The following is a 10533-nucleotide window of genomic DNA, read 5'->3' as shown; positions in this document are numbered from 1 at the left end:
CCCCGCCCGCCCCCAGGGACGACGACCACGGGCGGCCTCGAGCCGCCCGGACGCAGAACGACGAACGACAGGGAGTGACCTCGTGAGCTGGCTGGACGAGAAGGCAGTGGCGGTGATCACCGGCGCAGCCGTCGGCGACGCGCTGGGTGGGGCGACCGAGGGGTGGACCCCGGAGCAGATCGAGGAGCGTCACGGCGGACGGGTCACGGGCATCGTCGGGCCGTTCTACCCGAACTGGCAGGACGCCCGCCCCATCGCGCCGTACCACAAGGGCGACGGCCACATCACGGACGACACCCTCATGACCCAGGCGCTCGTCGAGGTCTACGCCAAGCGCCGGGCGCACCTCGACGCGTACGCCGTGGCCGAGGACCTGGTCCCGCTCATGATCGGCGAGCCCCGCTGGATCCCCGAGCTCGAGTCGACGGCCCTGCTGCTGCAGCGCGTGTTCCTCGCGGAGAAGTGGATCGTCGCCCGGCTGCACTACGGGCACGTCGACCCCCGCGAGGCGGGCGTCGGGAACATCGTCAACTGCGGCGCGGCCATGTACGTGGCCCCCGTCGGGCTGGCCAACGCGGGCGACCCGCGCGGCGCGTACGCCGAGGCGATCGACCTCACGGGCGCCCACCAGGCGAGCTACGGTCGCGAGGCCGCGGGCGTCTTCGCGGCCATGGTCGCGGCGGCTGTCGCGCCCGGAGCGAGCGTCGAGGACGTCGTGGCCGCCGCGCTCGACGTCGCGCACGACGGGACGCTCGCCGCGCTGCGCGCGGTCGTCGACGCGTTCGACGGCTGGACCACGGTCCCCACGACCGACGAGGAGGAGCGAGCGCTCGCCCGCAAGGTCCGCGAGGTCGTGGCCCCCTTCGACTCGGTGGGCCCCGAGTACCGGCAGATGTCGATGGACGCGCGCCGTCCCTCGCGCACCAAGGCCATCGAGGAGCTGCCCGCGGCGCTCGGTTTCGTGCTGGGTCACCGCGGCGACTTCCGCGGCGCGGTGCTCGGCGCGGTGAACTACGGGCGTGACGCCGACTCGATCGCCGTGATGGCGGGTGCGATCACGGCCGGGCTGGGCGGGACCGAGGTCGTGCCGGCCGAGTGGCTCGACGAGATCGAGCGCGCGAGCCGCACCGACGTCCGCGCGACCGGGCGCCTCATGGGGCAGGTCGCGGGCGACATCCTGCGCGCCGACCGCGAGGCCGCGAAGGCTCGCCTCCTGGCCCTCGACGAGATCGAGGCCGCGACGGTGGGAGCCCCGGCGTGAGACTCACCTGGGCGCAGCCCGAGGACCTGCTCGCGCACGAGCTCGTCCAGTCGACGGCCGAGGGCAAGGACGTCGCGGGCGTCGTCGCACGGTGGACCGCGGCGGGCGGCGACACGGTCCCGGCCGTGAGCGGCGCGGGCCCCGTGCCCGCGCCCCCGGCGCTGCGCGCCCTGGCGCGCGTGCTCCTCGACGAGCTCGACGCCCTGCCCGCGGCGCCGGCCCCGGCGGAGCCGGACGGGTGGGCGCAGATCGCGGCGCTCCTCCCGGCATCCCCGGCTCTCCCCACGGTGCCCGACGGCGAGCTCGCCCGCCGCGTGCACGGCGCCTGGACCGGGCGCTCGGCCGGCTGCCTGCTGGGCAAGCCGGTCGAGAAGATCCCGCGCCAGGGCATCGAGGAGATCCTGCGGGCCACGGGCCGCTGGCCCCTCGCCACGTGGTTCACGGCGGTCGGGCTGCCCGACGACGTCGCGGCGCGCTGGCCCTGGAACCGGCGCAGCGCCCCGACCTCGCTCGAGGAGAACATCGACGGGATGCCCGAGGACGACGACCTCAACTACCCGATCCTCGCTCTCGCCCTGCTCGAGAAGCACGGCACGGGCTTCACGACCGACGACGTCGCCCAGCTCTGGCTCGACAACCTGCCCGCGGGGCGCGTGTTCACCGCCGAGCGTGCGGCGTACCGCAACATCCTCGACGCGCGTCCCGTGCCCGAGACCGCGACGCACCAGAACCCGTTCCGGGAGTGGATCGGTGCGCTCATCCGCACCGACGTGCTCGGGTGGGTCGCCCCCGGCGACGTCCGGGGCGCGGCGTACCTCGCGTGGGTCGACGCGCGCCTGAGCCACACGCGCAACGGTGTCTACGGTGCGATGTGGGCCGCGGCGCTCGCCTCGGCCTCGATGGTCTGCGCGAGCGTCGAGGACGTGCTCGACGCGGCCCAGACCGTGCTCCCTCCCGACAGCCGGATCGCCGCGGCCGTGCGCCTGGGCCGCGAGGCCGCGCAGGAGGGTGACGTGAGCGTCGGCCTCGACCGGATCCATGCCGCGTACGGGGACCTGCACTGGGTCCACGTGCTCAACAACGCGGCCGTGATCGCGTACGCCCTGACCAAGGGTGCAGGGGACTTCGGGACGAGCGTCTCGATCGCGGTCACCGCGGGCTGGGACACCGACTCGGCCGCCGCGACCGTGGGCGGCGTCGTCGGGGCCCTGCTCGGGACCGACGGGATCGGCCAGGCATGGACCGCGCCGATCGACGGCCGCATCGCGACCTCGCTCCCCGGCGGGGAGCAGCGCATCGACGACCTCGTCGCGCGGACGCTCGCGCTGCGGCTCACGGAAGCCGTGGTCCCCGCGGCCGACACTGCCGACACTGCGAGGGCCGGCGCATGAGCCCTGACCCGAGCACGCACCGCCGGGGGAGCGTCGTCGTCGTCGGCTCGGCCAACGTCGACCTCGTGGTCGACGTCCCCCGACACCCCGGTGGCGGCGAGACGATCCTCGGCGGCGACCTGCGCCGCAGCCCGGGCGGCAAGGGGGCCAACCAGGCCGTCGCCGCGGCCCGGGCGGGCGGCGCCGACACGACGTTCGTCGGGGCCCTCGGCCGCGACGAGTCGGGCGAGCTGCTGCTCGCCTCGCTCGACGGCGCAGGGGTGCGCACCGACCTCGTCGGACGCACCGCGGCGCCCACGGGCACCGCGCTCATCACGGTCTCGCCCGACGGCGAGAACGCGATCGTCGTCGCCCCCGGCGCGAACGCGCACGTGCGCATCGGCCCCGAGCAGGCCGAGAGGATCGGCGCCGCGGCCGTCATCCTGGCGCAGCTCGAGATCCCGCTCGACGTCGTCCTCGCCGCGGGTGCCGCCCGCCGGCCGGGGGCAGTGCTCGCGCTCAACGCCGCACCGTCCCGGGACCTGCCCGACGAGATGTGGGCTGCGCTCGACCTGCTCGTCGTCAACGAGCACGAGGCGCGCGACCTCGCGGGGGAGGCCACCGGCCCGGCCGGTGCCGGGGGTGCCGCAGCCGCCCCGGCCGCCTCCACCAGCCCAGCCGACCCGGCCGATGCCGCCGAGCACCTGGCTGCGACCCTGCTCGCCAGGGTGCCCGCCGTCGTCGTGACGCTCGGCGGTGCCGGGTGCCTCGTCGCCCAGCGCGGCTCGGCCCCCGTCCGCCTCGCGGCCCCGCGCGTCGACGCCGTCGACACGACCGGCGCGGGCGACACGTTCTGCGGCGTGCTCGCCGCCGCCCTCGCGGGCGGGTCCACCCTCGTGGACGCCGCTCGGACCGCCTCGTACGCGGGCGCTCTGGCCGTGACCCGGCCCGGGGCCCAGGACGCCGTGCCCACGGCCGACGAGGTCGCCACCTTCGCCCACCCGGAGCAGCAGCCATGAGCTACACGTTCGACCCGCTCGTCCCCCGCCCCATCGACCTCCCCACGTCCGTCCCGCTCGACGGGCCGCTCGGCGGGCAGGACCTCGCCGCGCTCGACCAGGCGAAGATCTTCGCCGCGCCCGACGACCCCGCGCAGTGGGCCGCGTGGCGCGAGCGGCTCGAGGCGTGGCGCACCGACGCGCGCGAACGCCACGGCTTCACGGGCGCCGTCTACGAGCGACCGCAGGCCGAGTGGGCCGCGAGCTGCTTCACGATCGCGCAGGTCTGGCTGTGGGACGAGCTCCTCTACTCGTTCGAGGAGAACCGCTTCACGCCCGAGCGCTTCCTGGCCGACGCGCGCGAGCGCTTCGCGGACCTCGACGCCGTGGTGCTGTGGCACGCATACCCGGTGATCGGGATCGACGACCGCAACCAGTGGGACTTCTACCGCGACGTCCCGGGCCTCACGGGGCCGGGCGGCCTGGTCGCGACCCTGCACGCCGCGGGCCTGCACGTGTTCGTCGACTACAACCCGTGGGACACGGGTACGCGCCGCGGCGAGGACGACCTGTCCGAGCTCGCCGCCGTCGTCGCGGACCTCCCCGCGGACGGCGTCTTCCTCGACACCCTCAAGAAGGCCGAGCCCGAGCTCGTCGAGCGGCTCGAGGCTGCCCGGCCGGGCATCGTCCTGGAGGGCGAGTCCAAGCTCGCGGTCGAGCGCATCGAGGACCACTCGTCGTCGTGGGCGCAGTTCTTCGCGGACTCGTCCGTGCCGGGCGTGCTGCGCGCGCACTGGTACGAGCGCCGCCACATGCAGCACCACGTGCGTCGTTGGAACCGCGACCACACCGACGAGCTCCAGTCCGCCTGGATCAACGGCGTGGGCGTCATGGTGTGGGAGGTCGTGTTCGGGGTGTGGGTCGGGTGGAGCGAGCGCGACGCCGCGACCCTGCGCCGCATGGTCACGGTCCAGCGCGCCGCCAAGGACCTGCTGCTCGACGGCGGTTGGACCCCGCTCACGGACCTCGCCCCCGAGGCGCGCGAGGCGGGCGTGCACGCGTCGCTGTTCTCGCACGAGGGCGTCTCGCTGTGGACGCTCGTCAACCGCGGCGAGGACGACTGGACGGGCCCGGTCCTCACGGACGCCCCCGCAGGCCGCCTGATCGACCTGACCAGCCTGGCGGACCCTGCCGCCCCCACCGACCCGACCGGTTCGCCGGTCGCCCAGGCCGGTGGCACCGTCGACGGAGCCGGTGCCATCGCTCCACCCGTCACGGTCCCGGGCCGCGGCATCGCGGCGCTCGTGCACGTCGCCCCCGGCGCCGACGAGCCCGCCTGGCTCCCCGGCCTGGTCGAGGAGATGCGTCGCCACGCACCGAGCGCGGACGCGCGGTTCCCGCACCGCCTCGCGCGCCGGATCGTGCCGCAGGCCCCGGCGTCCCGGCCCGCCGCCGCACCGACCCACCCCGGGGCGGGCCAGGACGTGGAGGCGAGCGCCGTCGTCGTGCCTGCCGGGCCTTATGTCCTCACCGTGCGCTACCGCGCCCGCGAGACCGGGATGTACCAGGGCGCGCCGTACGTCGAGGAGTGGAAGCCCCTCGCGCCGCGCCTGCACGACCCGCGCACGCTCCAGCGCGACGGCGAGCTCGCCGCGCCCGTCGCGGTCGCGGCCACCGAGGTGACCAACGCGCAGTTCGCGCAGTTCCTCGACGCGACCGGCTACCGGCCCGCGACCCGGCACCGGTTCCTCGCGCACTGGGTCGACGGGCGACCGCCCGCGGGGCGCGAGGACGAGCCCGTGACGTTCGTCGACCTCGACGACGCGCGCGCCTACAGCGCGTGGCGCGGGGGCCGGCTCCCGAGCGAGGACGAGTGGCAGCTCGCGGGCGAGACGGGCGGACTGCTGCGCGGTGCCCCCGTCGTGTGGAACTGGACGGAGAGCGAGCACAGCGACGGCCGCACGCGGTACGTCATGCTCAAGGGCGGCTCGGACCACGAGTCGGTCGGCTCCGAGTGGTACTTCGACGGCGGCGTCCAGCGCCCCGAGTTCAGCGCCAAGCTGCTCCTGCCGGGCCTGGGGCTGGCACGCAGCGCGAGCATCGGCTTCCGGTGCGCGTGGACCGTGGACGAGGTGACGGCATGACGGTCTCGCGCGACCCCCAGGACGGCGCGCTCGCGGGCCTCAAGGTCGTCGACGCCTCGACGCTCTTCGCAGGCCCCATGGCCGCGATGCACCTCGGCGACATGGGCGCCGACGTGATCAAGGTCGAGCACCCCACCAAGCCCGACCCCTCACGCGGGCACGGCGCCGCCAAGGACGGCGTCAACCTCTGGTGGAAGACGCTCGGCCGCAACAAGCGGACCGTGACCGTCAACCTGTCGAGCGACGGCGGGCGCGAGGTGTTCCTGGCGCTCGCGGCCGAGGCCGACGTCGTGATCGAGAACTTCCGGCCCGGGACGCTCGAACGCTGGGGCCTGGGCTACGACGAGCTCTCGGCGCACAACCCTCGCCTCGTGCTCGCGCGCATCAGCGGGTTCGGGCAGGTGGGGCCGTACCGGTCGCGCCCCGGGTTCGGCACGCTCGCCGAGGCCATGAGCGGGTTCGCGGCCATGACGGGCGAGGCGGACGGCCCGCCGACCCTGCCTCCGTTCGGCCTCGCGGACGGCGTCGCGTCGCTCGCGACCGCGTTCGCGGTCATGGTCGCGCTCCAGAGCCGCGAGCGCACGGGCCGCGGCCAGGTCGTCGACACCGCGATCATCGAGCCGATCCTCGCGATGCTCGGGCCGCAGATCACGCGCTGGGACCAGCTGCGGACCGTGCAGCCGCGCACGGGCAACCGCTCGGCGAACAACGCGCCGCGCAACACGTACCGCACGAGCGACGGCCAGTGGGTCGCGGTCTCGACGTCGGCGCAGTCGATCGCGGAGCGCGTCATGCGCCTCGTGGGGCACCCCGAGGTCATCGACGAGCCGTGGTTCGCGGTGGGGGCCGAGCGGGCCCAGCACGCCGACGAGCTCGACGCGGCCGTGGGCGGGTGGATTGCGCAGCGCACGCGCGACGAGGTCGTGGCGGCGTTCGAGGAGGCGCAGGCCGCGGTCGCGCCCATCTACGACGCGCAGGACATCGTGGGCGACCCGCAGTTCCAGGCGCTCGGCACGCTCCACGAGATCGAGGACCCCGAGCTCGGTCCCATGCTCATGCAGGGCCCGCTGTTCAGGCTCTCCGCCCACGACGGCGTCATCGGGTTCACGGGCCGCGCGCACGGCGCCGACACCGACGAGGTGCTGGGCGAGCTGGGCTTCGACGCCGAGCGCGTCGCCGCGCTGCGGGAGGCGGGGGCCGTATGAGCACCCCGCCGCTCACGCTGCTCTACGCCCCGGGAGACCGGCCCGACCGCGTCGCCAAGGCGTTCGCGACGTCCGCCGACGTCGTGATCGTCGACCTCGAGGACGCCGTCGCCCCGGCGGCCAAGGCGTCTGCGCGCACCTCGGCCGTCGCGCTGCTGGCCGAGGTCACGCGCCGGGTCCAGGTCCGCGTCAACCAGCGCGGGACACCTTGGCACGCCGACGACGTCGCGGCGGTCGCGATGCTGCCCCGCGCCGTGGGGGCTCGCGTGCCCAAGGTCGAGTCGGCCGACGAGGTCCGCGACCTCGCGGCCGCGCTGCCCGGGCGCGACCTGCACCTGCTGGTCGAGTCGGCGCTCGGGGTCGAGCGCGCGTTCGAGATCGCGTGCGCCTCGCCCCAGGTCGCGTCGGTCGGCCTGGGCGAGGCCGACCTGCGCTCGGACCTGCGCGTGGACGACGACGGCGCGCTGGCCTGGGTGCGCAGCCGCCTCGTGGTCGCGGCGCGGGCCGCCGGGCTGCCGTCGCCGTCGATGTCGGCGTACACGCACGTCAAGGATCTCGACGGGCTCGTGGCCTCGTGCCGCGCAGGTCGTGCGCTCGGCTTCCTGGGGCGCACCGCGATCCACCCCGTCCAGCTCGACCCCATCCGCGAGGCGTTCCTCCCGACCACTGACGAGGTGTCGCGGGCGCGCGAGGTGCTCGACCGCGTCGGCACCGCGGCCGCGCGCGGGGTCGGGGCGATCGCGCTCCCCGACGGCACGTTCCTCGACGTCGCGATGGTCGAGCGCGCGCGCTCGGTCCTCGCGGTCGTGGGGGAGTCGACGGCCTGAGGGTCGGCTCTCCCGGGGGCCGCTCGCGCACCGGCGCGCGGGCGTGCCCCGTCTGCTCCACCCGCTCGACCCGCACGGACCGAGGTACCCGCACGAATCGATCCACCGGCACGCACCGATCCACCCGCACGCACCGACGAACCGCCTGATCACGCTTCTCGAAGGAGAGAACGATGACCACAGTGCCCCTCCCGACGACACCACCGCGCGTCCCTCGCTCGCGACGACGGATCGCCGCCCTCCTGGCCGGGGTGGTGGGAGCGGGCGGCGCCGTCGTCGGGCTCCCGCTCGCCGTGGCCGGGCCCGTCGCCGCCGCCGAGCAGGGCACGCTCGTGCCCGGCAGCGCGCCCTCGGAGGCGCTCGGCGCGGGCGGCGCCGTCGACTACACGGTGTACCTGCCGCCGGGCTACGACGAGGACGCCGAGCAGCGGTACCCGACCGTCTACCTGCTGCACGGGCGCGGCGACACGCAGGCCGCGTGGCAGCGCGTCGCGACCGACCTCGACGAGCTCATCGGCACCGAGGCGATCCAGCCCTTGGTCGTGGTCATGCCCGATGCTCCCTGGAACGACCGGGGGAGCTGGTACACGGACTCGGCCTACGAGGGCGCTGACGGTGGTGGACCCGGCGGCGGCACCGGTGCAGGCTTCCAGGTCGAGACCGCGCTCACGCGCGACCTGGTCGGGCACGTCGACGCGACCTACCGGACCGTCGCCGACCGGGAGGCGCGCGCCGTCGGCGGCTACTCCATGGGAGGGGCGGGCGCGCTGCGCCTGACCCTCGCGCACCAGGACGAGTTCTCGGCCGGCATCGTGCTGAGCCCCGCGGTGTACGTCCCCCAGCCCCCCGCGGACTCCTCCGTCCGTGACCACGGGGGCTACGGCGTCGGGCACGAGCTGTTCTCGCCCGAGCGGTACACCGAGCTGTCCTACCCGGCAGCCCTCGCCGCGCTCGACCCGGCCCTGCCCGTGCACCTGTTCGTCGCGGTCGGCGACGACGAGTGGGCCAACCCGGACCCCGCGGAGGCCAGCCACGACATCGACTTCGAGTCCGCCCGGCTCTACAACACCGCGCGCCGCGTGCCGGGAGTGACGGCCGAGCTGCGGGTCATGGACGGCGGCCACGACTGGGACGTCTGGCAGCCCGCGTTCCGCGAGGCGATCGTCGACGTCTCCTCGCGCCTGCGCACCGAGCCCACCGTGCCGTGGGACGCCGAGCTGCTCGGCTCCGCGGGCGACGACCGCGCGGGTGGCGTCCTCGCCACGCCCGACGGCGGCACGACCGTCGCGCTCGACCTCGCCGGGGCGTGGGCCGGGTCCCAGCCCGCGGGTGGCCTCGACGTCGTGCTCGCCCGCCGCGACGCGGACGGTGCGACGCTGTGGCAGCACCCGATCGCGACGGCCGCTGACGAGCGCGCGTACGGCGTGGTCGCCGGACGGGCCGGGACGACGCTCGTCGCCGGGTACACCAAGGGCGACCTCGACGGGAAGCACCCGGGCACGACGCGCGACGACGGGTTCGTCGCGGCCGTGACCGCCACGGGCGAGCGCGCCTGGACCCTCCAGACGGGCGACCCCGCCGCGGCCGACCGCTTCTACGCCGTCGCGCCCGACGGAGCGGGCGGCGCCTACGTCGCCGGGTACACGAGCGGGACCGTCCCCGGTGGGAAGAGCGCGGGGGACAAGGACGCGATCGTCGGGCGCGTGTCGGCCGGCGGCGAGCTCCTGTGGCTGCGCCAGGTCGGCGGGCCGGGCGAGGACAAGGCGCTCGCGGTCGCGCCCGGCCCGGACGGTTCCGTGTACGTGGGCGGGGTCGCGGGGCAGGGCATGCCCGGCGCCCAGGCCGCCGGCGCCAACGACGGCTGGGTCGCGCGGTACGACGGCGCGGGCTCGCTCTCCTGGATGCGAGGGGTCGCGACGTCGGCCAACGACCAGGTGAGCGGGCTCGTGGCGCGCGCAGACGGCTCGGTCGTCGCCGTGGGGCACACGCGCGGGGCGCTCGGCGGGGACTCCGCCGGGGACAACGACGTGTTCGCGCGGGCGTTCGACGCGCGCGGCGAGGTCCTGTGGACGACGCAGACCGGGACCGTGACCGACGACCGCGGGGTGACCGGTGTCGCCGGTGCCGACGGCACCGTGCTCGTCGTGGGCACGACGTACGGGGCGCTCGGCACGCCGGTCGGCGGCGTGGACGTCTTCACGCTGGCGCTCGCGGCCGACGGCACGCCCGGGGCCGTGACCCAGCTCGGGACGCGCGAGCGCGACGGAGCCGACGAGTGGGACGACGCGAACCTGTTCGCCGCGGCGGCCCCCGGCGTGGACGGCGCGTGGTTGAGCGGTCTGACGTTCGGGGCGCCTTTCGGCTCGGTGAACGCCGGGGCCGGGGACGTGTTCGTGACCCGGGTCGACTTCGCGACCGGGCCGTCGGTGCCTTCGACCGAGGTCGGCGTCGAGGCGACGGCGCGCTGCGTCGGGGGCAGGGCGCAGGTCTCGGTGCGAGCCCTCAACGGCGGCGACCACCCCGTGGACGTCGCGGTGTCGACGCCGTTCGGGAGCAAGAAGTTCACGGCCGTCGGGGCCGGGAAGAGCGCGCAGCAGACGTTCTCCTCGCGGCTGCCCGCGATCGAGGCGGGGGTGGCGACGGTCACCGTGCTCGAGCCGTCGGGGCCGGTCGAGGTCCTCGCGCCGTACGCGGCGACGGACTGCGGGGCCTGACGGTTCTGGGCGCC

The 10533-nt window shown here is 75.6% G+C and carries 7 protein-coding genes; all 7 read left to right on the top strand.

Annotated elements, in window-relative coordinates:
- The first annotated feature begins 82 nt into the window (after positions 1-82).
- The 7 genes from ACFRCR_RS12510 (at position 83) to ACFRCR_RS12480 (ending at position 10519) form a co-directional block, all read left to right on the top strand.
- The gene (locus tag ACFRCR_RS12510) at positions 83-1261 is read left to right on the top strand and encodes an ADP-ribosylglycohydrolase family protein (RefSeq protein WP_377677926.1); all 1179 of its coding nucleotides are present in this window, start codon (positions 83-85) and stop codon (positions 1259-1261) included.
- Positions 1258-2652 (top strand): ADP-ribosylglycohydrolase family protein, encoded by a 1395-nt coding sequence (locus ACFRCR_RS12505; RefSeq protein WP_377677925.1) that lies wholly within the window; start codon positions 1258-1260, stop codon positions 2650-2652. Before ACFRCR_RS12510 ends, ACFRCR_RS12505 begins: the two co-directional genes overlap by 4 nt.
- On the top strand, positions 2649-3650 hold the full coding sequence (locus ACFRCR_RS12500; RefSeq protein WP_377677923.1) for a ribokinase: 1002 nt from the start codon (positions 2649-2651) through the stop codon (positions 3648-3650). The genes ACFRCR_RS12505 and ACFRCR_RS12500 overlap by 4 nt, the downstream gene beginning before the upstream one ends.
- The gene (locus ACFRCR_RS12495) at positions 3647-5773 is read left to right on the top strand and encodes an SUMF1/EgtB/PvdO family nonheme iron enzyme (RefSeq protein WP_377677921.1); all 2127 of its coding nucleotides are present in this window, start codon (positions 3647-3649) and stop codon (positions 5771-5773) included. Before ACFRCR_RS12500 ends, ACFRCR_RS12495 begins: the two co-directional genes overlap by 4 nt.
- A complete protein-coding gene (locus tag ACFRCR_RS12490) occupies positions 5770-6978 on the top strand; it encodes a CaiB/BaiF CoA transferase family protein (RefSeq protein WP_377677919.1) in 1209 nt (402 codons plus the stop codon). Before ACFRCR_RS12495 ends, ACFRCR_RS12490 begins: the two co-directional genes overlap by 4 nt.
- Positions 6975-7805: an HpcH/HpaI aldolase/citrate lyase family protein gene (locus ACFRCR_RS12485; protein WP_377677917.1), complete on the top strand. Its 831-nt coding sequence runs from the start codon at positions 6975-6977 to the stop codon at positions 7803-7805. The genes ACFRCR_RS12490 and ACFRCR_RS12485 overlap by 4 nt, the downstream gene beginning before the upstream one ends.
- Before the next feature lie 173 nt (positions 7806-7978).
- A complete protein-coding gene (locus ACFRCR_RS12480) occupies positions 7979-10519 on the top strand; it encodes an alpha/beta hydrolase-fold protein (RefSeq protein WP_377677916.1) in 2541 nt (846 codons plus the stop codon).
- The last annotated feature ends 14 nt before the right edge of the window (positions 10520-10533 follow it).

Origin of the sequence: Oerskovia sp. NPDC056781, from assembly GCF_042789955.1 — a bacterium.
Classification (GTDB): domain Bacteria; phylum Actinomycetota; class Actinomycetes; order Actinomycetales; family Cellulomonadaceae; genus Oerskovia; species Oerskovia rustica.
The sequence above is the reverse complement of the archived record's forward strand: the minus strand, read 5'-3'. Positions and strand labels throughout refer to the sequence as shown.

Coding starts and splice junctions, on each gene's coding strand:
- ACFRCR_RS12480 (WP_377677916.1), top strand. CDS start 7,979: ATGACCACAGTGCCCCTCCCGACGACACCACCGCGCGTCCCTCGCTCG.
- ACFRCR_RS12485 (WP_377677917.1), top strand. CDS start 6,975: ATGAGCACCCCGCCGCTCACGCTGCTCTACGCCCCGGGAGACCGGCCC.
- ACFRCR_RS12490 (WP_377677919.1), top strand. CDS start 5,770: ATGACGGTCTCGCGCGACCCCCAGGACGGCGCGCTCGCGGGCCTCAAG.
- ACFRCR_RS12500 (WP_377677923.1), top strand. CDS start 2,649: ATGAGCCCTGACCCGAGCACGCACCGCCGGGGGAGCGTCGTCGTCGTC.
- ACFRCR_RS12495 (WP_377677921.1), top strand. CDS start 3,647: ATGAGCTACACGTTCGACCCGCTCGTCCCCCGCCCCATCGACCTCCCC.